We start from the raw sequence: 22194 nt of genomic DNA on the forward strand, positions 1-22194 counted from the left end.
TCAGCGGATGCCGGCGCGCATGAAGGACTGCACGAACTGGCGCTGGAACAGCAGGAAGGCCAGCAGCAGCGGCGCTGAAGTCATCAGCGTGGCGGAGGTGATGATGGACCAGTCGACCCCCTGATCGGTCGATGAAAACACTTGCAGGCCGACCGTGAGCGGACGCGACTCGACCGAGTTGGTCACGATCAGCGGCCACAGGAAATTGTTCCAGTGGGTGCTGATCGACACCAGTCCGAAGGCCAGATAGATGGGTTTGGCCAGCGGGACGTAGACCTGCATCAGCGTCTGCATGGCGCTGGCGCCTTCCACGGTGGCGGCTTCATCCAGCTCGCGCGGCACCGTCTTGAAGGTCTGGCGCAGCAGGAAGATGCCGAAGGCCGAGGCGAAATAGGGCAGGCCGATCGACAGAATGGTGTCGCGCAGACCCAGCAGATTCATGGTGTTGTAGTTCTCCACGATGAGGATGTCGGGCATCACCATCAGCTGCATCAGCACCAGCATGAACATGATGTTGCTGCCGCGGAATTCGAAACGCGCAAAGGCATACGCCGCCATCGTTGCCAGCACCATCTGCGCCACCAGAATCATGCTCACCAGCAAAAAGGTATTGAGGAAATAGCGCGGGAAGGGCGCGGCATTCCAGGCATTGGCAAAGTTCTGCAGCGTCAGCGGCGCCGTCAGCGAAAAACGCGTGGCGAATTCGGCCGGGTGGAAGGCGGTCCACAAGGCGTAGATCAGCGGCAGCAGCCAGAGGATGCCGAGCACCCAGGCGGCGCTGGTTTCGAGAAACTTGCTTCGTTCGCCGAAGGGATTGGTGGTGTGCGAGATCATTGGTAGTGAGTCCTGCGGTCGAGAATACGGAATTTGACGAAGGCGATGACGGCCAGCATGAGCAGCAGCACCACGGTCAGCGCGGCGGCGTAGGACGAATCCCAGAAACTGAAGCCGACTTCATAGATGTAATACAGCAGCAGCGAGCTGGCATTGTCCGGCCCGCCCTTGGTCATCACCACGATGTGGTCGACCAGGCGGAAGGAATTGATCAGCGCATTGATCAGCACGAATAGCGTGGTCGGCATCAGCAGCGGGAACTGCACCTTCCAGAAATACTGCCAGCGCGATGCGCCTTCCAGCCCGGCGGCCTCGGCCAGCACCGGCGAAATCTGCTGCAGCGCGGCCAGATAGAAGATCATGAAGAAGCCGGCTTCCTTCCAGATCGCCACCACCATCATGGCGCCCAGCACGGTATCGGGATTACCCAGCCAGTTGTGCGAGGGCAGGCCGAGCGCGTTGGTCACTTGCTCCAGCAAACCGTATTGCGGGGTGTAAAAGAACAGCCAGATATTGGCCACCGCGATCATCGGCAGCACGGTCGGCGTGAAGTAGGCCAGGCGCAGCAGGCTGCGGCCAAACAGCTTTTCGTTGACCCATAGCGCCATCATGATGGCCAGCGCAATCGAGACCGGAATGGTGCCGAGCGCGAACCACAGATTGTTGAACAGGGCGCGCCAGAACACCGGGTCGTCGGCCATCAGTGCATAGTTTTCCATGCCGACGAAGACCGACGGGTTGGCGCCCTTGGGCGTGGAAAAAAAACTGTGCCAGATGGTCGCTACCGCCGGATAGTGCGTGAAGGCGACCAGCAGCACCATCGCCGGCATCAGCAGCAGCCAGGGCGTCAGAGAAGAGTGAGTGCGATTCATGAAAAAACCTTTTGCCGTCGGACGGCGAATACGGGGCCGGAACTGAGGCGCGCGCAATACGGAGCGCGCTCCATGCAAAACAAAAACGGCTGAACGAACTCAGCCATGAGCCATGAGCGATGGCAGGTGTGCACCGGCCATCGCTTCAAGCCACAAGACCGATCAACGACCGTAAGAACGCAGGATGCGATCCGACTCGCGTTGCGCATCCTTGAGTGCGGCTTCCGGCGTCTTGGTGCCGGACAAGGCTGCCTGCAGGTTGTCGTTGAGCGCCTTGGTCACGCGTTGATTGTCATGCGTCGACAATTCCGCCACGCCGTATTTCATCTGCTCGCGCGCCACACCGGCGGCCGGCACGTCTTGCAGATATTTCTTCATTTCCGGCGTATCCCAGGCATCCTGGCGCGGCGCCACGTAGCCCGTGGCGATCGACCATTGGGCCGCGCGCGCCGGTTCGGTGGCGAAGCGGATGAACTTCATCGCCGCTTGCTGCTGTTCCGGCGAGGTCTTGTTGAACACGTAGAAATTGCCGCCGCCGGTCGGGCTGCCCGGATGCTTGTTGGCCGGCAGCATCGCCACGCCGAACGGGAAGCTGGCGTTGCTGCGGATATTGGTCAGGTTGCCGGTGGTGGTCCAGATCATGGCCGCCTTCTGTTCCAGAAAATCCTTCGGTGTGGTGCCCCATTCGATGGAACCGCTTGGCATCACCTTGTGCTTGGCGGCCAGATCGACCCAGTATTGCAGCGCCTCGACTGCGCCCGGCTTGTCGAAATAGGTCTTGGTGCCGGCCGAATTCATCAGGATGGTGTCGTTGGGCGTGGTCAGGCCCTGGAACATCCAGTAGGTGAAGCTGGTCGAGGGAATCTTGATGCCCCATTGCGCGACGTTGCCGTTGGCGTCGCTCTTGGTCAGCTTCCTGGCGTATTCCACGGTTTCCGCCCAGGTGCCCGGCGCCTTGTCAGGATTGAGACCGGCTTCCTTGAACAGCTTCTTGTTCCAGTACATGACGATGGTCGAGCGTTGGAAGGGAATGCCCCAGGTCTTGCCGTTGGACTGGCTGTTTTCCATGAAGCCCTTGTAGAAACCGTCGATCCACTTCTTGTCGTCGGCGCTGCCGGCCAGCGTGTCGATCGGGACGATTGCGTTTTCATCGATCAGCGTGAACAGGTCGGTCGACAGCAGCACCGCCAGCGTCGGCGGCGTGCCGCTCTTGAATGCGGTCAGCGCCTTGACGATGCTTTCCTGATAGGTGCCGGCGTAGATCGCCTTGACCTTGATGTCGGGATTGCTCTTTTCGAAGTCGGCCACCATGGTGTCGATGGTCTTGGTCACCGCGCCGCCGACGGCGACCGGATAGTAGAAGCTGATCTCGACCGGCTGGGCGGCGAAGGCATTGCTGCCGAACGCGGCGCTGACGGCCAGAGCGGCCACGGATTTTAAAATGGTTCTACGCATGTTGAGTCTCCCTGAGATTGGTTGAAACTTGCACCGCAATTGAAGATTGCTGTTCTTGGTTACCGATTCTGGCCCGCAGTCCCGGCTTGGTTTGCTGCACCGCCATGGACTGCCGCCAGCCTGCTTGCTACTGCCGGATCGTGCTGCTGAAAACGATGCGCGCTCAGGCGCGCTGCTTACGCCAGATGGCGCCGCAGCCCGCTCTGGCGGTCGAAGAAATACTGGTTCGCTTCATCCCAGCCGAGCTGGATCTGGTCGCCGACCTTCAAGGACAATTGTCCCGGCACGCGCGCCAGCAAAGGCGCATTGCCGATGCGGGCGCCGATGATGGTGTCGGCGCCGAAGTATTCGATGCTCTCGACGCGGGCGGCAATGCCGCGCTCGGCCAGTCGCACATGCTCGGGACGAATGCCGAGTTGCCAGGCGTCGCCATCGGCGCGCGGCAGAATCACCGGGCCGCTGCTGCCTTCGATGATCTGACCGGCGTCGCCGGCGGCCAGCGGCAGGATGTTCATCGGCGGCGTACCGATGAAGCGCGCCGCAAACACCGAAGCCGGTTGCGCATACAGCTCGGCCGGCGGCGCGTTCTGCTCGATCTTGCCGTCGCGCAGCAGAATCACCTGATCGGCCATGCTCATGGCTTCGGTCTGATCGTGGGTGACGTAGATCATGGTCATGTTGAGTTGCTGCTGCAGCGCGCGGATTTCACGACGCATTTCCTGGCGCAGCTGGGCGTCGAGATTGGACAGCGGCTCGTCCATCAGGCACACCGGCGCATCGGCGATGATGGCGCGGCCCAGCGCCACGCGCTGTTGCTGGCCGCCCGACAACTGACCGGGGCGACGATCCAGCAGATGCGAGAGCCCGAGAATGTCGGCCACGCGCTTCAGACGCGATTCGAAATCCTTGCTGGGCTCCTTGCGCACGCGCACGCCGAACAGGATGTTGTCGCGCACGTTCAGATGCGGGAACAGCGCATACGACTGAAACACCATGGCGATCTTGCGCTGCGCCGGCGGCAGGTGGGTGACGTCGCGTTCGCCGATGTGAATGCTGCCGCCGGAAGGCGTATCGAGGCCGGCGATCAGACGCAGCGTAGTCGACTTACCGCAGCCGGAAGGGCCGAGCAGGACGGTGAAGTCGCCGGATTTGACGTCGAAATTGATGCCTTTGACGGCCTGGGCCTCACCCCAGTTTTTGGTAATGCCTTTAAGCGAAATGGATGCCATTTTCGCGGTCCCCTCGATGGTCAGAAAATAATCAGAAGAATCAGTCGAATCGATCCAATTGCCTGATTGGTCGATTCGGTCGAATCAGAAAAGACGATCCGGAAGATTCAAAAAGGGAGCCGGTCTTGATGCGGGGTGTGTCCGCGCCGGCTTGTCCCGTGTGCCTGTCTTGCCTTGTCTCGTCTCGTTGCGCTTTTGTAATTTTCTATTGATGTTGCGTGCTGCCCTTGCTTCAGCCGGCGCTCCGCATGCGGCTGCTGCAGAAATGCTTGTCGCTGAATTGCAGAAACCAGCGTTTGAACTCGGCGCGTTGCTCCGGGCTCATGTGCAGACCGCATTTGGTTCTGCGCCACAGCACGTCATCGGCTTCGCAAGCCCATTCTTCCAGCGCCAGATATTCCACTTCACGCTGGCTCAGGCCGCCGCCGAAGTCGATGCCCAGCTCCGCCGGGCTTTGCGCTTCGCGCAGAATCAGGTGCGCATTCAGGCCATGGCGTGCGAACAGCTTGTCGAGGAAATGTGCATCGAGCTGCGCATATTTCTGCTGCAGACGCGCCAGCTCCTGTGCGCGCTCCTTGCGGTCGAAGCCGCCGCCGGGCAGTTTCTCCTTGTTGGTCCAGCTAGCGCGCCGCGAGCGCTCCTTGACCCAGGGCTCCAGCTTGTCCATGACGGATTCCGCCAGCCGGCGATAGGTGGTGATCTTGCCGCCGTAGACCGAGACGCAGGGCAGTTGCCCGGCATCCTGCAGGATCAGCGTGTAATCGCGGGTGACGGCGGAAGGGTTGTCCGACTCATCGTCGAACAGCGGACGCACGCCGGCGTAGCGCCAGACGATGTCTGCTGCGCTGATCGGTTTTTCCAGATAGGCATTCACTGCACGCAGCAGATATTTTTCTTCCACCTCGCTGATCTGCGCGCCATGCTCCATGTTCTCTTGCGGCACGTCGGTGGTGCCGATCAGCGTGAACGCATCTTCGTAAGGGATCATGAAGATGATGCGTTTGTCGTTGTTCTGCAGGATGTAGGCGTGCTCGCCGTCGAACAGGCGCGGCACCACGATATGGCTGCCGCGCACCAGCTTCACCGCGGCGTGACGGCTTTCGCCGCCACCGGATGCGGCGCCGGCATTGAGCTGGCGATCCATCTGCGCCACCCAGGGGCCGGCGGTATTGACGATGGCGCGCGCCTGCACCTGGCGTTGCTCGCCGCTCTTCATGTCTTGCAGCGTGCACTCCCAGTGGGCGCCGGCGCGACGGGCATCGGCCAGGCGGGTGCGCGCCATGATCTCGGCGCCGTGTTCCTGGGCGCTGAGCAAGTTCAGGATCACCAGCCGGGCATCATCGACCCAGGCGTCGGAATAGGCGAAGCCCTTGGTGATGTCGGTGCGCAGGCCGCTGGGATGCTGCATGCGGTCAAGTGCGATGGCCGCCGAATACGGCAGGCTGATGCGACCGCCGATGTGGTCGTACAGCCAGAGGCCGAGGCGTATCATCCAGCGCGGGCGCAGACCTTTTACGTGCGGCATGACGAAACGCAGCGGCCAGCTGATGTGCGGCGCGATATTGAGCAGGTGTTCGCGCTCGGCCAGCGCTTCTGCCACCAGACGGAATTCGTAGTATTCGAGATAGCGCAAGCCGCCGTGGATCAGCTTGGTGCTGGCGGAGGAGGTGGCGCCGGCGAAGTCGTTCTGTTCGCACAGCGCTACCTTCAGGCCGCGGCCGGCGGCGTCGCGCGCTACACCGGCACCGTTGATGCCGCCGCCGATGATCAGCAGGTCGTAAGGAGTAGTCGCGTTCATCGTGTCTGTTTGCCTGCTTTGTTGAGGGCCGGCGCCGCGGTCTTCTGCTGTTCCACCAGCAGCCGTGCGCTCGGTTCGTCGATCACCAGTTCGTTGATGAAGCCACCCACCAGCGCCGCCTGCAGGCCGGGAATCTTGCCCTTGCCGGAGACTACGCAGATCGAGTGCGCGGCGCGCTGGAACAGGTCGAGATCGGGGCCGCTGCTGCGGGCATTCAATGCGACATCGTGCCAGCTGCCGTCCTTGCGGAAGAACACCGTGGCAATGTCGCCCACCACACCGTCTTTGCGTATGCCTTGCACGTCCTGCTTGTCCAGATAGCCGCCGGTGTGTACGTGGCTGCCGGTTTCTGCCGCGCCGATGCTGAACAGCAGAATCGAGGCGCGGTCCTGCAGCGCACGCAGCGACTTGATGCTCTTCTCGCGCCACAGCGCGGTGCGGGTGTCGGCGTAGTCGAAAAAGGCCGGCACCGGAAAGCTGTGGGCGCGTGCGCCGTAGTTCTGCGCAAAGCGCGCCACCAGCGATTCGCCGAACGTGTTGACGATGTGTTCGCCGGTGCCCGAACCGTTCAGTTGCACCACGTCGACGTCGTGCACATGCTTGGGCAGGAGGTTGTCGGCAATCGCCGCCAGCGTGTTGCCCCAGGCCAGGCCGATCACGGTTTTCGGCACCACCAGCGAATTGACGTAGGCGGCGGCATGCGCGGCAACGCGTTCCATCGCCTCTTTCTCGCTGGCAGCGGCCGGCACCGGGACCACCTGGATCGAGCGCACGCCGTAGTGCGCCTTGATCGCTGCTTCGAGATTGCCTGACAGTTCCTGCGGATCGTGTACCCGGATCTCCACCAGGCCGTGGTCCATGGCATAGGACAGCAGGCGCGAAACCGTGGCGCGCGAGGTGCCGATTTCCTCGGCAATGGCGGCGGTCGTCATGTTCTGAAAGTAGTACAGACGCGCTACCCGGACGGCGGTGTAGGCGGTGTCTTGACGATCCCCGTTAGCCATTTTTTCTTTCTGAACAAATGATCATAGTGTTTGGACGTTTGTACGTTAATCGAAATAAATCGAGCGTGCAAGCAGTAAAGATGTGCCTTTGCAGCATGCGGGTCTACTTTAATGGTCATTTGTTACAGGCTGATGAACGAGTGTTCATGCTGAAATGCAGGCCGGACGGGGTATTTGGGACAGGCCTGGTCCGCTGCGTTTATGGCCGCAGCAGAAACTATTTTTTTATATTGTTTTGTGTATAAGAGGGATGACTGTTGGAAAACGACCTCGCGTCCATGCTCGCTTCAGGACGCGGCGTGCCCGGTGTTCAATAGGGAAGTGCAAAGAGGAGGGGGAGGCAATATCAGCCGAAGCTGCCGGAGTATGCAGCGCCGGATGAGAAGACAGGCAAGTGCGGAGAGCGCGGCTAAAAGCAGAGAGCGAGGGAGAAATCGAGCTGAGATCGAGGTGAAATCGAGGTGAAATCGAGGTGAAATCGAGGTGAAATCGAGGTGAAATCGAGGTCGAAAAGCAGCGCCGGCAATCAGCAAAGCAACACAGTCTGAAAATCCAGCCTCAGTGCCTCACCATCCTGCGCATGACAATCGGAGGTGCTTCGTTCGGATTGGCGCGCGTGTATTCCAGCTCCGGCGCGATTTCAAAGCCGAAGGCCGCGTACAGATCGACCAGTTGCGCCTGATCGGTACGCACTGCCAGACGCAGTTCGCGCACGTCGGCGCTTTGGGCGCGGTGGATCAGGGCTTCCATCAGATGTTGCGACAGACGCTCGCCGCGGTAGTCTGGCGAGATGCCCATGCGGCGGATTTCCCAGACGTCTTCTTCGGTGTCCAGAGGCAGCCAGCGCACCGAGCCGGCCGGGACTTCGTCGCGCAGCAGCACGAAACCGCCGCCGCGCTGCAGATCTTCTTCTACGTGTTGCGGTTCTTCCCGGTGGCCGCTGGAGCTGGGCGCAACCTTGTTGGCCCAGCTGCCGCGCGTGAGTTCGGCGATCAGCAAGGCATCTTCAGCAGTAGCTTCACGTATCAGCAAATCCATGGCGGCGCTCCGGTTCATTCAGATCAACGTACCCGCATGCCCGGTTCTGCGCCCGGCCATGGGTTGAGGATGTAGATGCCCGGCCTGGATTTTTCATCCTTGGCCGAAGCCGCCAGCACCATGCCTTCCGAAACGCCGAACTTCATTTTGCGCGGCGCCAGGTTGGCGACCATCACGGTCAGTTTGCCGACCAGTTCTTCCGGCTTGTAAGCCGAGGCGATGCCCGAGAACACATTGCGCAGGCGGCCTTCGCCGGCGTCCAGCGTCAGGCGCAGCAGCTTGGTCGAGCCTTCGACCGCTTCACAGTTCACAATTTTGGCGATGCGCAGATCGATCTTGGTGAAGTCGTCGATGCTGATTTCCGGCGCCAGTTCTTCGATACCGGCATCCTTGCTTTCTTCCGCCGGTGCGGCGGCTTCAGCCGCGGCCGCTGCAGGTGCGGGCGCATCAAACAGCGCATCCAGCATCTTGGGATCAACCCGTTGCATCAGGTGGGCGTAAGCGTTGATGAGGTGAGCATCCGGCAATGCAGTCTGAATATCGGACCAGGTGAAGGGTGCGACATTGAGGAAAGCTTCCACCTGCGCCACCAGTTGCGGCAGCACCGGCTTCAGATAAATGCTCAGCACGCGGAAGGCTTCCAGCAGGCGGCTGCAGACTTCATGCAGCTGCGCATCCTTGGCGCTGTCCTTGGCCAGTTCCCATGGCTTGTTGGCATCGACGTAGGCATTGATGACGTCGGCCTGTTCCATCACCGCGCGCAGCGCCTTGCCGTATTCGCGCTGGTCGTAGAGCGCCTGGATTTCCGGCGCGACCGCGCGCAACTTGCTCAGGAAGGCGTCGTCAGCGGTGGCCCAGGCGGTCGACAGCTTGCCGTCGAAACGCTTGGCGATGAAGCCGGCGGCGCGGCTGGCGATATTGACGTACTTGCCGATTAGATCGGCGTTGACCCGCGCAACGAAGTCGTCCGGGTTGAAGTCGACGTCTTCCACCTTGGCGTTGAGCTTGGCGGCAATGTAATAGCGCAGCCATTCCGGGTTCATGCCGATGTCCAGATAGCGCAGCGGCGAAATACCGGTGCCGCGCGACTTCGACATCTTCTCGCCGCTGACGGTGATGAAGCCGTGCGCGAACACATTGGTCGGCACCTTGCGGCCGGCGAACTTCAGCATGGCAGGCCAGAACAGCGTGTGGAAGTAAGTGATGTCCTTGCCGATGAAGTGGTACTGCTCGGTCTTTTCGTCGGCCATGAAGGCGTCGAAGTCGCGACCGGTTTTGGCAAAATAGTTTTTCAGCGAGGCCAGATAGCCGATAGGCGCGTCCAGCCAGACGTAGAAGTATTTGCCCGGGGCATCAGGGATTTCGATGCCGAAATAAGGGGCGTCGCGGCTGATGTCCCAGTCGCCCAGACCGGTGTTTTCTCCATCCTTGCCGTCCAGCCATTCGCGGCACTTGTTGGCCACTTCCGGTTGCAGGCGCTGGTGGTCGAGCGCCCATTCGCGCAGGAAGGCCACGCACTTGGGATCGGACAGCTTGAAGAAAAAGTGTTCCGACGATTTCATCACCGGCGTCGCGCCGGACAGGGTCGAGTAGGGATTCTTGAGGTCGGTCGGCGCGTACACCGCGCTGCAGACTTCGCAGGAATCGCCGTATTGATCCTTGGCGCCGCACTTCGGGCATTCGCCCTTGATGTAGCGGTCCGGCAGGAACATGCTTTTGACCGGATCGAAGAACTGATCGATCGTCTTGGTAGTGATCAGCTTGGCGTCGTCGCGCAGCGCGCGATAGATTTCCTGCGACAGCTGATGGTTTTCTTCGCTGTCGGTCGAGCTCCAGTTGTCGAAGGCAATGTTGAAGCCGTCCAGGTACTGCTTGCGGCCGGCAGCGATATTGGCGACGAACGCCTGCGGCGTGACGCCGGCTTTTTCGGCGGCAATCATGATAGGCGCGCCGTGGGCGTCGTCGGCTCCGACGAAATGAACCTCATGGCCCTGCATTCGCTGGAACCGGACCCAGATGTCGGCCTGGATATATTCCATGATGTGGCCGATGTGGAACGCGCCGTTGGCGTAAGGCAGGGCGGTGGTGACGAACAGTTGGCGTGCTGGGGCTGATGAGGTGCTCATTGGCGATGCAGGTTGAACGAAGTCAAAATGGGAAAGGCACACATTCTAGCAGCCGCAGCCAATGAGGACGAGCGATGCCGGCGGCGGGCGGTCGAAGCCTGCCTGTTCTGATGTCAGAGTAATAATTTTGTGAAAGGGCGAGACCGCGCGGCAGAGGCGGGCGGCAGGCGATTGGTTTAGACTTGCGGGATTCAAGCTAGGAGATTCAATGAGCATTACCGTGGATGACATCAAGGCCACCCTGTTGCAGGTGATCGACCCCAATACCGGCAAGGACCTGATCGCCGGCAAATCCGCCCGCAACATCAGGATGGAAGGCGGCGTCGTGTCGCTGGACGTGGAGCTGGGCTATCCCGGCAACAGCCAGATCGAGCCGATCCGCGCGCTGGTGTCCGGCGCGCTGGGTAAGCTGCCGGGCGTGACGGCAGTCAATGCCAACGTCTTCTTCAAGATCGTTGCTCACGCTGTGCAGCGCGGCGTCAAGCTCAAGAGCAATGTCAAGAACATCATCGCCGTGGCGTCCGGCAAGGGCGGCGTCGGCAAATCGACCACCGCCGTCAATCTGGCGCTGGCGCTGGCCGCCGAAGGTGCGCAGGTCGGCATTCTGGATGCGGATATCTACGGCCCTTCGCAGCCGATGATGATGGGCATCAGCGGCCAGCCCGAAACCAAGGACGGCAAGACCATGGAGCCGCTGGTAAACCACGGCCTGCAAGTGTCCTCCATCGGTTTCATGATCAATCCCGACGAACCCATGGTGTGGCGCGGCCCGATCGTGACGCAGGCTCTGCAGCAGTTGCTGGATCAGACCAACTGGCGCGATCTGGACTACCTGATCGTCGACATGCCGCCCGGCACCGGCGACGTCCAGCTCACGCTGTCGCAAAAGGTGCCGGTGACCGGCGCCGTGATTGTCACCACGCCGCAGGACATCGCGCTGCTGGATGCGCGCAAGGGCTTGAAGATGTTTGAGAAGGTCGGCATCCCGATTCTCGGCATTGTCGAAAACATGAGCATGCATATCTGTTCGAACTGCGGTCATGCCGAGCCTATCTTCGGCGTCGGCGGCGGCGAAAAGATGTGCGCCGACTTCGGCGTGGATTTCCTCGGCGCCTTGCCGCTGACCATGTCGATCCGCGAGCAGGCCGATTCCGGCCGGCCTACGGTGGTGGCGGAGCCGGACGGCCAGATTGCGGAAATCTACAAGAGCATTGCACGCCGGGTGGCGGTCAAGGTGGCGGAGAAGGCGCGCGACATGACCAACAAATTCCCCAGCATCGTGGTGCAGAACGATTGAGCTGAACCAGTTGCAAAGAAGGCCGGCGGGTATCGCCTGTGCGGCCTCTCATTCAGCTTGTTTTTCAGCCGGTTCACCAGCGTTTCAGCCGGCCCCCCCGCGGCGCCCCTGCATGGCGTGGCGCGCTTCAAACCGGTAAAATACCGCTTTTCGCATTTTTATCCTTCAACGGCTTTGGCGTTCCAAGGCCGTTTTGGTTTTTACTGAAGATCATGACTGCTCAAACTCCTGTCGTTCGTACCCGTTTCGCTCCCAGCCCTACCGGCTATCTGCACCTGGGCGGTGCCCGCACCGCGCTGTTTTCGTGGGCGTTTGCTCGCCGTTTCGGCGGCACCTTCATCCTGCGCATCGAAGACACCGATCTGGAACGTTCGACGCCGGAAGCGGTGCAAGCCATCATTGACGGCATGCAATGGCTGGGTCTGCATCACGACGAAGGTCCGTTCTATCAGATGAAGCGCATGGACCGCTATCGCGAAGTGATTGCGCAGATGCTGGAGCAGGGCACCGCTTACTACTGTTACTCGTCGCCGGAAGAAGTCGAAGCGATGCGCGAGCGCCAACGCGCCGCCGGCGAAAAGCCGCGTTACGACGGCACCTGGCGTCCGGAGCCGGGCAAGACCTTGCCGGCGATTCCCGAAGGCCGCAAGCCGGTGGTGCGCTTCAAGAATCCGCTGGACGGCGACGTCAGCTGGAACGACGTGGTCAAGGGCACCATCACCATCTCCAACCGCGAGCTGGACGATCTGGTGATCGCGCGCCCGGACGGTACGCCGACCTACAACTTCTGCGTGGTGGTGGACGACTGGGACATGAAGATCACCCACGTGATCCGCGGCGATGACCACGTCAACAACACCCCGCGCCAGATCAACATCCTGAAGGCGCTGGGCGGCGTGCTGCCGGAATACGGCCACGTGCCCATGATTCTCGGCGCCGACGGCGAGAAGCTGTCCAAGCGTCACGGCGCGGTCAGCGTGATGGATTATCCGGCCCAGGGTTTCCTGCCGGAAGCGATGCTGAACTATCTGGCGCGTCTGGGCTGGAGTCACGGCGACGAAGAGATTTTTTCGATGGAACAGTTCTGCGGCTGGTTCGATCTGGATCACCTCTCCAAATCGCCGGCGCAGTTCAATCCGGAAAAACTGGCCTGGCTCAATAATCATTACATCAAGCTGGCCGACAACGCGCGTCTGGCCGATCTGGCGCGTCCGCTGCTGGAAAAGGATGGCGCAGTGTTCGACCATGCGCCCGATCTGCCGGCCGTGATCGGCTTGCTCAAGGAGCGCGCCAACACCATCAACGAACTGGCGACTGCCGCGCTGATGTTCTATCGCCAGCCGGCGCCTGAGGCTGCGCTGGTCGAACAGCACATCACCGACGCCATCAAACCGGCGCTGGCCGATTTTGCCGCACGCTGCGCGACGGTGGAGTGGACCAAGGAAGCCATCGCACCGATGATCAAGGAAGTGCTGGCCGCGCATAAATTGAAGATGCCGCAACTGGCAATGCCGCTGCGCCTGATCGTTGCAGGTCAATTACAGACCCCGGCCATCGACGTCGTGCTGCAATTGTTCGGCCGCGCAACGGTCGAGCAACGCCTGAAAAATTATTTGTAATAAAAAACGGTTTATTTTTAAAAATAGGCTTGATCTTTGGAAATGACTATTGCATAATCTCGCTTCTTCGCAAGGGGGGTATAGCTCAGCTGGGAGAGCGCTTGCATGGCATGCAAGAGGTCAGCGGTTCGATCCCGCTTACCTCCACCAGCGACCACACACCAGCTAGTGTGGTTATTAAGTCGGAAGACTTAAGCAAAGCGAAGAAAAGAAGTTGCAGTACTGTTAGTCCCCATCGTCTAGAGGCCTAGGACATCACCCTTTCACGGTGAGTACGGGGGTTCGAATCCCCCTGGGGACGCCAGATTTCAGATATCTGTGCGTCGGATTCAAAGTAGTACAGGTATCAAGCAGTGCCGGACATATGTCCCCATCGTCTAGAGGCCTAGGACATCACCCTTTCACGGTGAGTACGGGGGTTCGAATCCCCCTGGGGACGCCAGGAAAAAAGAAAACGCCCGCGCAAGCGGGCGTTTTCTTTTGTGCGTCCGGAATTCGGTGATGCGCTTGGCTCCACAAATGCTTTTTAAGCGCTAACTTTGCACGTAGCTTTGAACTCGTTTGCAGTTGAAATTGCACTTTTGTAAATCACAATTTGACCGTTAAACAAAAAGCCGATCAGGTATTAACTGAACGGCTTTTTGTTTAGCGACGAAGCGTATCTAGCTTATATTTACTGCCTTGTTGATGCTCCACAAATATGTGATGCTGGAATAGATGTTCGTGAATAAGGCAGGCCTGACGCTCTATCATGGCCCACTAACTACCAACTAATCAACTCAACTGGATACGATGGAGAATAGCAGGGTACCTCCACTCTTTAATTTCTGTTGGAATCAAGCTGATTTCAATGGCGAATTCAATAAGGGGCTTGTCACTATTGTGGCGATTGATCAACAAAATCGCATGCATGCTATAGGTACAGGTTTCATAATTCTTGGCGGAGGACATACCGCGACGTGCGTGACGGCTGCACATGTTTTCAGTGAAATTCGTAAATTGCAGAGTTCACCAACACGCCACAGCGCCTCAACTTTGCAAGAATTCCTTCCGCTACCTAAAGAAATTGAGTTAAACACCAATAAGGTAATTGCCTTTGGATTAGATGGGGCCAGAGTGGGAGTTGCCCGAGTAAACGGCTACATGTTCAATGAGCAAAGCGATATAGCTGTGTTCAATATAACTCTGCAAGATTTGAGTCATCCGTCTTTTTTTGATACCGAATTTGTTTTAAGCGAACGAACTCCAGAAGTAGGTGATTTAATATCTATCTTAAGTTTTGATCGCATGAGCGTATCAACTCGGGAGGAGACAAAACCCGAGTCGGCTAGCTTTGAAGTGCAAAGACGCGTTATTTTGCGTGCTGGGCGTGTATTGGCCTATTACCCTAACGGTCATCGCTTGTGTAAGGGGCCATGCGTTGAGACAAGTATCCCGGTCTACTCTGGAATGAGTGGTGGCCCTGTGTTTCACTATAGTGATATTACTAGCCAGATAAAACCATTTGGTATCGTCTGTAGCGATCCGGATATCGATGACGAGAAAAAACAAGATCGGAGTATTGAAGGTCGATCCGTTGTTGCCCTGCTTCCATGCGACGTTTCATCTAACGATAGAGGGGAAAGAGTAACTAAACTTTCTATGAATATTGAGCCAATATCAAACCTTGGTGGATTATTTAAACCACCAGCTATCTGCTAAATCAGCGTGCCAGTCCTTTAATGACACGGAAGTAATGCTATAGGAATAGCGCGGACTTTTGTATTGATAATGAATTTGGTCTGCGTTCACGTTTTGCTCTACTTAATGTCCTTGATGGCTTTTGAGTTGCATTCAAAACTGATCCACCTTTGGCGTGTACCCCCTCACAGCAACCGGCCGATGGAGACCAGCGTGTTATGAGCTGAGTGATTGATTCCGCATCGGGTTTAAAATTCATCACAGCTGGTCGGACGTTCCTCGTTCCGCAGATACCTGTTGAGACCCCGCGAAATTTCGCACGCCGTGTCCTCAACCCAATGGAGAGCAGAACAATGGCCTTGAGAAGCATTCGCGGAGCAAGCGCAGAAGATGTACCGATTCTTACTCAGATTCGGAACGATGCTCACGCAAAAAAGGTGGCTCACGGTGATTACGCATGGGGCCAGGAAGGCGACGGATTTTCCGAAGGATGGGTGCTAAACAGCCTCTCTCTAAGAAAAGTCTATGTTGTCGAGCAAGAAGGTTTGCCCGTGGCGACGTTTTCTCTGGATTGGGATGATGAAACCCACTGGGGCGCGCAAGAACCGATCGCGGGCTATGCGCATGGTCTTTCCGTGAAGAATGGATTTAACGGACTTGGACTTGGAAATTTTATGATCGATTGGTGCGCTCATCAGGTGCGCAGTCTGGGCCGAAGTTTTGTCCGACTGGACTGCGATTCGAGAAACACCAGGCTATGTGCCTACTATGAGTCGCTTGGTTTCATCCGAGCAGGATTCGGCCCCAAACTCGAACATGGCGACCATGTCGATTCACTCTACGAGAAATCGGTTTCTGGCCGGTAGCGGAGGTCTGCGATCAAAGCAGACATTGAAGAAAACTAGTGCCCGGAAAAGATTTCTACGACGCTTTGAGGTGCATGTGGTCCGAAAAAGCGCTGATGATTCCGAAACGTCTGGTCTGCGGCAGCTTCGCTTCGTGGAAACAATGCTTGCTCGTACTCTGCTAGCGCCGCCTCAATGTCATCAGGATTGGCAGAAATGGCTTTACCCAGTTCTGCTCCGTCATATATGGCAAGGTTGGCTCCTTCCCCCGCAAACGGCGACATCAGGTGCGCTGCGTCACCCAGTAACGTGACGCCAGGTATGCGTTCCCATCTATGTTGGATTGGTAGGGCATATATCGGTCTCACAACCGGCCTTGTTTCACCATCCGTAATCAGTGCTTTCAGCTGCGGCGCCCAGTCATCGAATTCAGCGGCAATGCGTTGCAGTGCCGTTATCGCATTGCTGAAATCAATCCCGCTAATCCATGCCTCGGGCTTATTGAACGCAATGTATGCGTGCAAGCTTCCACTCGCGTAACGATGTGCCAGGATGGCTTTTCCTGGTTCTACAGCCATCAGCGTCCCGGTGCCAATTGCTTCTGCACTTGGTTTATGTCGAGTGTCACCATCGAAAAGCTTGGTTTCTATGAACGTGGTACCTATGTACGCAGGCTGTGCAGAAGAAAGAAGCGGCCGCACTCTTGACCATGCGCCGTCGGCGCCCACCACAAGGTCAGCAGTTACGGAAGAAGCATTGGAGAATGTCAGTTGATGCCGCCCGTCACGCAAATGCTTGGCTTTTGCGACTTTGTGGTTCCACTTGATGGCATCTGCAGGCAATGACTCAATGAGAAGCTGGCGAAGTTCTCCTCTATCTACTTCCGGCCTGGCGATACCACCTGAACCGGGCTTATCAAGCAGAACATTCCCGTGTCTATCGACCACTCTTTTAGCATCCTCACCGGGAAGAACGAGGCTAAGGAATTTTTCGTAAAGTCCTGCGGCTTTTAATCCCAATTGACCGTTGTATTCGTGAATATCAAGTAATCCACCTTGGTCACGTTCACGCGACGATGTCTCTGCTTCGTAAATGGTCGCTCGGATTCCATTGATGTGCAGAACACGCGCGAGCGTCAATCCGCCCAGGCCCGCACCTACGATTGCGATTCGAGAATTTAATGCTGACTTTGATAAGCCGGGAGATTTGCACATAGCGCGTTCCTATCAATACGGCGAGTCGCGCCAAAGCACGACAGTCCGTAATAAATCCGACAGAGGTCGGGGAAACGCTGGTCAACCGTAGGTGCTGGTTGACGTGTATGCGGTCGTCGGAGTTGTGGTTAAAGAACCAAATCCTGGACCGTTTTTCGCGGAGTTCCGCAAGTATTGCACGTCCCTACGTTTTGGTAAAACGCACATCGCCGTTACGCCTATGTCCTGTTCTGGCCGGACGCAGTCATTCGAATATCTTTTTAGGCTCTTCGAGAAGCCTATCCCAGCGAGAAAACAATCGGAATCCAACGTAGTCGTTCTTATATTTAAAGATCCATCGATAGTAGCAATCCCAGTAGCTAATCATTCTAGCTTTTGCCTTTGCATAAAACGCCGGGTTTTCTCTCAAGAATTGGGCATACATTCCAGCATCGAAGTGATCAAAATTCTTTTCTATGTCATAAAGCATTTCGATGACATATTCACTTGCCAACAAAATTACAAACGGAACGATCCACGGTTGGCTCTGATTGAAAAGATTCGCCAGCTGACGCTGTCGAAGATAACCATCGTGGTGTCGCGTTAGTATGCATGTGTACAAAGTACCTGCTTCCACAGGAAGGCTCTTGAACACCCGCTCGTCGACTTGCTGATAAATCCGGACAGGAAGTTCGAGATTCTCTCCCGCGATCTTTACCTCGATTAAAGATCCACTTGAGAAAGTTATTGGGAGAGTTCTTTCCACAAACAATGCCGCGTATTCCCTCAAATGTGAGGGAAATGCATTTGTTATATGAGCGAGCGTATTTTGATCGACGGGCACGATATTTATTCTTGGAGCCTTCTTATCAATATTGCTGTCCGCTTTTGGCGGCGGCTTCTGGCCGATTACGGTCATCCAGTTAATCGCAAAATCATAGCTCAAAATCGCTAAGACCCATTCGCCCGTTCAGGCCGGCCAGTAGCCGTTCAGCCATTGACTGAGCGGCAATATTCGTGACACTGGCAAAGCCGGATCAAATGCCCCGCGATGTTCTCAAGCACCACCCATTGGGCGCCCGATCGGTGCGTCTTCAAGCCCGATTCATTCAGGAATTTCCCTATGGGCCGCTCACAGTGCATGCCTTAGGATAGGTGCCGGTCAGGGACGCGTCTCATGCGCGCCGTTCCCAGCCATCTATCCAAATCAACTGTCCCAACCGGGAATAGCAGTTGGTGGTTCGTGTAAGCGTTTATTCGCACATGCTGGTTGGACGAGAATCGAAATGCAGAAACAATTTAAATTGAATGTCGCCGCCAATATTCTGGCCAAGTTCTTGATTGCGGTCTGCGTCGCCGGCGCTATCGCTTCTGCAGCAGAGGCCAGAACCATCCTTTTTGTTGGAAACAGCTACACCTACGGACAAAATTCCTCGGTGCGCTACTACAAAGCCGATACCGTTACCGACCTGAACGCGCAGGGTGCGACGGCCAAGCCTGTCGGTGGAGTTCCTGCAATCTTCAAGGCATTTACCGTGCAGGCGGGGCTTGATTACACAGTCTCGGTCGAGACTGTCGGTGGGATTGGCCTGGACTATCACTATGCGGAGAAACGGCATGCTCTCGACAAGCATTGGGATGTCGTGGCACTGCAAGGTTTCTCCATGCTCGAAGGAAAACAACCTGGCAATCCGGAAGTGCTGAAATCGGCCTGCAAGAATCTGGTAGACATGTTCCGGGCACAAAACCCGCATGGGGAAGTATGGATGACGGCCGTCTGGAGCCGTGCCGACCAGGTCTATCCGGAACACACGCCATGGTATGGCACGCCGATCGACAAGATGGGGGCAGACATTTCGGTCGCCTACAATGCCGCCGCAAAGAACGCCAACGCCAGCGGCGTGGTCGAGATTGGTCTGGCGTGGAACCGCGCGATCGCCACCAAAGTCGCCGGAAGCAATCCGTATCTGGGCATTCCGTCCTCGCAGATCAATCTCTGGTCCTGGGACAATTTTCACCCGAGTGACTACGGTTACTATCTGGAAGCATTGATGCTGTTCGGGAAGATTACCGGGAAAGATCCGCTATCCCTGGGAGAAAAAGAGAGCGTTGCGGAAGATCTCGGCTTTTCTAAGAGCCAGGTAGTCGCCTTGCAAAAGATTGCGCACGATCAATTGTTCTCTGAATAACTGATCCAAACCGCATCCCTGTCAGGAAACTCCCTCGCCCCGCACCCGCCTGGGATAGGGAAGAACCCCCGTCCCAGGCTAAGTCCTGTCAGTACTTGAACTTCGCGGTCAGCAGGAAGGTCCGTGGGCTGCCGAAGGTGATCAGTGTCGCCGCCGGCGTGGTGCCCTGGATGTACTCCTTGTCGAACAGGTTCTTGATGCTGAAGTTCAGGCCCCAGGAATCCGCTTCGAAGCCGGTATTTACATCAAACACGTTATGCGATGCAAGAGCGACGTAGCTGGTGCCGCGCTGCGAGGTACGGGCGCTCTGGAAGCGTGAACCTGCGCCGACGTTCCAGCCCATCTTGTTGGGATTGAAGTAGTACTGGGTGAACAGGCCGACAGAGTTTCTCGGCACCAGATTGATGCGCTTGCCGATATCGCTGGTAGTCAGGCTCTGGGTGGTCTTGGCGTAGGGGATGTAGCTGTAGGACGCCGATACATTCCACTGTCTTGTCAGCGAGGCCGTGGCCTCTGCTTCGAAGCCCTTGGTGACCTGCTCGCCGGTCTGTACGGAATAGCCCAGGGTGGCGTCGGCTTCGGTCACGTTCTGGCGGCGCAGGTCATAGACGGCAAAATAGCCTTGCAGGCGCTGGTCGAAGCCCTGGAACTTCAGACCGGCTTCGGTTTGCTTGCCGGTCTCCGGCTTCAGCAAGGTGCCGTTGGCGCCCAGGTCGGTGCCAGGCATGAACGAGGTCGAATAGCTGACATACGGCGCGAAGGAGTCATTGATGCGATACATCAGCGAGGCGCTGCCGGTAAATGCCGTGTCGGTATTGGTCGCCGGAGCGCCGCCCAGCAGATGTTGCACGTTCACCCGCGTCCAGTCATGGCGGCCGTTCAGGCCGATGATCCAGCGATTGTCGATCTTGATGGTATTGCGCAGGTACAGGCCTACGTCTTGCGTGGTGGTGACGTCGCGCGATGCCGTTCCCGGGCGGATGGAGGTGACGCCGTAGACCTGCGTATCCGCATTGAAGGCATTGATGGTATCGACGCGCTGGTAGTAGTCGCTGCGCTCGCGCATCGTGTCGAGACCGGTCACGATGTCGTACTTGACCCGGCCGAGATCGAAGCTGCGCTGGAGGTAATTGTCCATCGCGATATTCACATCGTTCTTGTCCTGGTTGTTGATCTGGCGCGCCACCAGCGGGAACCTGGCCGCGCCTGTCGCGAAGACCGAATTGGTCCAGCTGCTGCCCTTGCTGACCACGAAGTTCTGCTTGAAGGTCCAGCCATTGTCGAAGTAGTGGGTGTAATTGCTGCCGACGCGGTAGACGTCCACCTTGTAAGGCCGGTCCGGCTCGCCGACGAAGATGCCGCGTCCGTATTTTTCCGACCAGTTCAGCGGCACGCCCTGATTGCGGATGTATTCGCGATGCTGGTAGCTGGCAATGATGGAGAGCTCATTGCCGGCGTTCAGGTCGAAGTTGTATGAGCCCGCCACGTACTGGCTCTTGAAGTACACATGGTCGGTGGGGTCGTTCTGGTCCGAGACGTGGGCCACCAGGCGAAATGCGCCTTTGCTGCTGCCTTTGTTGGGGGCGATGTTCAGATCGACGGTGGCATCTTTTTGCGCATAGCTGCCGTAGCTCAGACCGGCGTTGAAGAAGGTGTCCGCCTGCGGGCGTTTCGTGGTCAGGTTGACCAGGCCGCCGGGCAGTGCCATGCCGAAGCCGACGGATGTCGGGCCCTTGACGACCTCAATCGAACTCAGGCCGAAAATGTCTTCCGCGCGCAGGACATTGGTGGAATTCTGCGTGCGCAGGCCATCGACATAGGTCTGCGCCGAGGAAATCTGGCCGCGGATCATGAAGTCATCCCAGCCGCGCCGGCCATAGGCGCCGGCGGTGACGCCGGCGACGCCATCAAGGGCTTCCGCGACCGTCTTTGCCTGTCTTTCCTCAATCTGCTTACCTGTGATGACGGTGACCGATTGCGCGGTCTCGAATAAAGGGGCATCCGAGCGCAGCACGCCCGGGGCGCTTTTGGCCGTGTAGTCTTTCTCGTTGTCCTGTTTCTTCTCGCCGACGACCTGGATGGGAGTCAGTCCTTCTGTCGTATCGGTGGTTTGCGCCCAGGCAGACATGGGCATTGCGGTCGACATCAGTGAGATGCCCAGCAGCACATGCTGCTTGCGTCGGGATAATTTTTTGGTCATGGCGAAATCCAGTTGTTGTTACCGAAGGTAGGGAATGGCGAGATGGCGTAATCAGTGCGATCCCATCGCCCAATCAACCGCCGCGTCGAACAGCTTGAGTCCGGAAGCGGAAAGATTGGTGAAGGTTTCGTTATCGAGGAAGAACATGACGCGGCGCGCAGGCGCCAGGTACTCATAGTCCATCGTGGCGCCTTTTTCGTAGCCGAAGATGACGGCCTTGTCCGGCTGGCCGTACACGGTGGCAATGGTGGAGGCGCCCAGGCCGGGCTTGCCCCAGTTCATGGCGGCGGGCTTTTCGTAGACGTTGGCCACGCCGGCCGGCAGCCCTGCCGCCAGCGGATGAGGCGCATTGACGAGCCAGACATAGCGCTCCTTTTCGACCTTGCCGAAATCGATATCGGTGCGCTTGGCGGTCATGCCCAGGTCGTCCAGCAGGTCGCTCTCCCAGGTGAGCATGGGCGCGGTCACGTTGCGGTAGGCGCCCAGCAGGTCGCGCGACCGAACGGTGGAGGAGAGGATGACCAGGTCGGTGTCGCGCGCCGCCTCAACCGGGGCGTACTGGCTATGCAGGGTGACGATGTAGCCGCGCGCGGCGAGGTGCTGCTGAATCTTCTGATCCACCGGCAGGCTCTTGCCTTCCATGCGCACGACCAGCAGCACTTTCCTGGGGGCCGGCTCGGCGGCGTGGGTCTCGACGGAAAGCATGCTGACCAGCAGAAACAGGGCGGCTAGCAGCAGAGATGTGAGGAATCTGGGCGCTTTCATGAGGTTTTTTCCTTAAAAGAAGAACGGAGAATCAGAATCGGCATGATTTG

17 protein-coding genes and 3 tRNA genes are annotated in these 22194 nt (G+C 57.9%); 8 read left to right on the forward strand and 12 right to left on the reverse strand.

Features of this window, described 5'->3' with window-relative positions:
* From PQR62_RS11500 to metG, 8 genes are all read right to left on the reverse strand, one after another.
* Positions 1-834, reverse strand: coding sequence for a carbohydrate ABC transporter permease (locus tag PQR62_RS11500; RefSeq protein WP_408157968.1), 834 nt, complete (start codon positions 832-834; stop codon positions 1-3).
* The gene (locus PQR62_RS11505) at positions 831-1706 is read right to left on the reverse strand and encodes a carbohydrate ABC transporter permease (protein WP_408157970.1); all 876 of its coding nucleotides are present in this window, start codon (positions 1704-1706) and stop codon (positions 831-833) included. The genes PQR62_RS11500 and PQR62_RS11505 overlap by 4 nt, the downstream gene beginning before the upstream one ends.
* A 162-nt stretch (positions 1707-1868) precedes the next feature.
* The gene (locus tag PQR62_RS11510) at positions 1869-3161 is read right to left on the reverse strand and encodes an ABC transporter substrate-binding protein (RefSeq protein ID WP_408157972.1); all 1293 of its coding nucleotides are present in this window, start codon (positions 3159-3161) and stop codon (positions 1869-1871) included.
* Positions 3162-3337: 176 nt separating this feature from the next.
* The gene (locus tag PQR62_RS11515; RefSeq protein ID WP_408157974.1) at positions 3338-4390 is read right to left on the reverse strand and encodes an ABC transporter ATP-binding protein; all 1053 of its coding nucleotides are present in this window, start codon (positions 4388-4390) and stop codon (positions 3338-3340) included.
* 232 nt (positions 4391-4622) lie between these two features.
* Entirely contained in the window at positions 4623-6188 is a 1566-nt protein-coding gene (gene glpD, locus PQR62_RS11520; protein ID WP_408157976.1) for a glycerol-3-phosphate dehydrogenase, read from the reverse strand.
* Entirely contained in the window at positions 6185-7192 is a 1008-nt protein-coding gene (locus PQR62_RS11525) for a sugar-binding transcriptional regulator (protein WP_408157978.1), read from the reverse strand. The genes glpD and PQR62_RS11525 overlap by 4 nt, the downstream gene beginning before the upstream one ends.
* Before the next feature lie 558 nt (positions 7193-7750).
* Positions 7751-8230, reverse strand: a complete 480-nt coding sequence (locus PQR62_RS11530) for a GNAT family N-acetyltransferase (protein WP_408157980.1) — start codon at positions 8228-8230, stop codon at positions 7751-7753.
* A 23-nt stretch (positions 8231-8253) separates the two neighbouring features.
* Positions 8254-10356 (reverse strand): methionine--tRNA ligase, encoded by a 2103-nt coding sequence (metG, locus tag PQR62_RS11535; RefSeq protein ID WP_408157982.1) that lies wholly within the window; start codon positions 10354-10356, stop codon positions 8254-8256.
* A gap of 208 nt (positions 10357-10564) precedes the next feature.
* On the opposite strand from metG, the gene apbC reads away from it, so the two are divergent.
* From apbC to PQR62_RS11570, 7 genes are all read left to right on the forward strand, one after another.
* Positions 10565-11653 carry an iron-sulfur cluster carrier protein ApbC gene (apbC, locus tag PQR62_RS11540; protein WP_408157984.1) on the forward strand — a complete coding sequence of 363 codons (1089 nt, stop codon included), beginning with the start codon at positions 10565-10567 and terminating at the stop codon, positions 11651-11653.
* Positions 11654-11865: 212 nt separating this feature from the next.
* Positions 11866-13272, forward strand: a complete 1407-nt coding sequence (gene gltX, locus PQR62_RS11545; RefSeq protein ID WP_408157986.1) for a glutamate--tRNA ligase — start codon at positions 11866-11868, stop codon at positions 13270-13272.
* A gap of 74 nt (positions 13273-13346) precedes the next feature.
* A tRNA-Ala gene (locus PQR62_RS11550) sits at positions 13347-13422 on the forward strand.
* A gap of 78 nt (positions 13423-13500) precedes the next feature.
* A tRNA-Glu gene (locus PQR62_RS11555) sits at positions 13501-13576 on the forward strand.
* 62 nt (positions 13577-13638) lie between these two features.
* Positions 13639-13714 (forward strand) — tRNA-Glu (locus PQR62_RS11560).
* Positions 13715-14064: 350 nt separating this feature from the next.
* The gene (locus PQR62_RS11565; RefSeq protein ID WP_408157988.1) at positions 14065-14973 is read left to right on the forward strand and encodes a S1 family peptidase; all 909 of its coding nucleotides are present in this window, start codon (positions 14065-14067) and stop codon (positions 14971-14973) included.
* A 332-nt stretch (positions 14974-15305) separates the two neighbouring features.
* Positions 15306-15818 carry a GNAT family N-acetyltransferase gene (locus tag PQR62_RS11570; RefSeq protein WP_408157990.1) on the forward strand — a complete coding sequence of 171 codons (513 nt, stop codon included), beginning with the start codon at positions 15306-15308 and terminating at the stop codon, positions 15816-15818.
* Between the two features lie 35 nt (positions 15819-15853).
* Here the strand turns inward: PQR62_RS11570 and PQR62_RS11575 are convergent, their stop codons facing one another.
* Together PQR62_RS11575 and PQR62_RS11580 are read right to left on the reverse strand one after the other, a co-directional pair.
* The gene (locus PQR62_RS11575; protein WP_408157992.1) at positions 15854-17011 is read right to left on the reverse strand and encodes an FAD-dependent oxidoreductase; all 1158 of its coding nucleotides are present in this window, start codon (positions 17009-17011) and stop codon (positions 15854-15856) included.
* A 244-nt stretch (positions 17012-17255) separates the two neighbouring features.
* Positions 17256-17909 carry a hypothetical protein gene (locus PQR62_RS11580; RefSeq protein ID WP_408157993.1) on the reverse strand — a complete coding sequence of 218 codons (654 nt, stop codon included), beginning with the start codon at positions 17907-17909 and terminating at the stop codon, positions 17256-17258.
* Positions 17910-18276: 367 nt separating this feature from the next.
* Between PQR62_RS11580 and PQR62_RS11585 the strand changes: the two genes are divergently transcribed.
* Entirely contained in the window at positions 18277-19179 is a 903-nt protein-coding gene (locus tag PQR62_RS11585) for an SGNH/GDSL hydrolase family protein (RefSeq protein WP_408157995.1), read from the forward strand.
* A gap of 88 nt (positions 19180-19267) precedes the next feature.
* On the opposite strand, the gene PQR62_RS11590 is transcribed toward PQR62_RS11585, so the two are convergent.
* Together PQR62_RS11590 and PQR62_RS11595 are read right to left on the reverse strand one after the other, a co-directional pair.
* Positions 19268-21379, reverse strand: a complete 2112-nt coding sequence (locus PQR62_RS11590) for a TonB-dependent siderophore receptor (RefSeq protein ID WP_408157997.1) — start codon at positions 21377-21379, stop codon at positions 19268-19270.
* Positions 21380-21430: 51 nt separating this feature from the next.
* On the reverse strand, positions 21431-22084 hold the full coding sequence (locus PQR62_RS11595; RefSeq protein ID WP_408158535.1) for a hypothetical protein: 654 nt from the start codon (positions 22082-22084) through the stop codon (positions 21431-21433).
* Between the last annotated feature and the right edge of the window lie 110 nt (positions 22085-22194).

It is taken from the genome of Herbaspirillum lusitanum (genome assembly GCF_046025995.1).
GTDB classification, from domain to species: Bacteria; Pseudomonadota; Gammaproteobacteria; order Burkholderiales; family Burkholderiaceae_D; genus Herbaspirillum; species Herbaspirillum lusitanum_A.

Bases quoted from the DNA above. Each gene is read 5' to 3' on its own strand.
- PQR62_RS11500 (WP_408157968.1), bottom strand. From the start codon at position 834: ATGATCTCGCACACCACCAATCCCTTCGGCGAACGAAGCAAGTTTCTC.
- PQR62_RS11505 (WP_408157970.1), bottom strand. From the start codon at position 1,706: ATGAATCGCACTCACTCTTCTCTGACGCCCTGGCTGCTGCTGATGCCG.
- PQR62_RS11510 (WP_408157972.1), bottom strand. From the start codon at position 3,161: ATGCGTAGAACCATTTTAAAATCCGTGGCCGCTCTGGCCGTCAGCGCC.
- PQR62_RS11515 (WP_408157974.1), bottom strand. From the start codon at position 4,390: ATGGCATCCATTTCGCTTAAAGGCATTACCAAAAACTGGGGTGAGGCC.
- glpD (WP_408157976.1), bottom strand. From the start codon at position 6,188: ATGAACGCGACTACTCCTTACGACCTGCTGATCATCGGCGGCGGCATC.
- PQR62_RS11525 (WP_408157978.1), bottom strand. From the start codon at position 7,192: ATGGCTAACGGGGATCGTCAAGACACCGCCTACACCGCCGTCCGGGTA.
- PQR62_RS11530 (WP_408157980.1), bottom strand. From the start codon at position 8,230: ATGGATTTGCTGATACGTGAAGCTACTGCTGAAGATGCCTTGCTGATC.
- metG (WP_408157982.1), bottom strand. From the start codon at position 10,356: ATGAGCACCTCATCAGCCCCAGCACGCCAACTGTTCGTCACCACCGCC.
- apbC (WP_408157984.1), top strand. From the start codon at position 10,565: ATGAGCATTACCGTGGATGACATCAAGGCCACCCTGTTGCAGGTGATC.
- gltX (WP_408157986.1), top strand. From the start codon at position 11,866: ATGACTGCTCAAACTCCTGTCGTTCGTACCCGTTTCGCTCCCAGCCCT.
- PQR62_RS11565 (WP_408157988.1), top strand. From the start codon at position 14,065: ATGGAGAATAGCAGGGTACCTCCACTCTTTAATTTCTGTTGGAATCAA.
- PQR62_RS11570 (WP_408157990.1), top strand. From the start codon at position 15,306: ATGGCCTTGAGAAGCATTCGCGGAGCAAGCGCAGAAGATGTACCGATT.
- PQR62_RS11575 (WP_408157992.1), bottom strand. From the start codon at position 17,011: ATGTGCAAATCTCCCGGCTTATCAAAGTCAGCATTAAATTCTCGAATC.
- PQR62_RS11580 (WP_408157993.1), bottom strand. From the start codon at position 17,909: ATGACCGTAATCGGCCAGAAGCCGCCGCCAAAAGCGGACAGCAATATT.
- PQR62_RS11585 (WP_408157995.1), top strand. From the start codon at position 18,277: ATGCAGAAACAATTTAAATTGAATGTCGCCGCCAATATTCTGGCCAAG.
- PQR62_RS11590 (WP_408157997.1), bottom strand. From the start codon at position 21,379: ATGACCAAAAAATTATCCCGACGCAAGCAGCATGTGCTGCTGGGCATC.
- PQR62_RS11595 (WP_408158535.1), bottom strand. From the start codon at position 22,084: ATGCTTTCCGTCGAGACCCACGCCGCCGAGCCGGCCCCCAGGAAAGTG.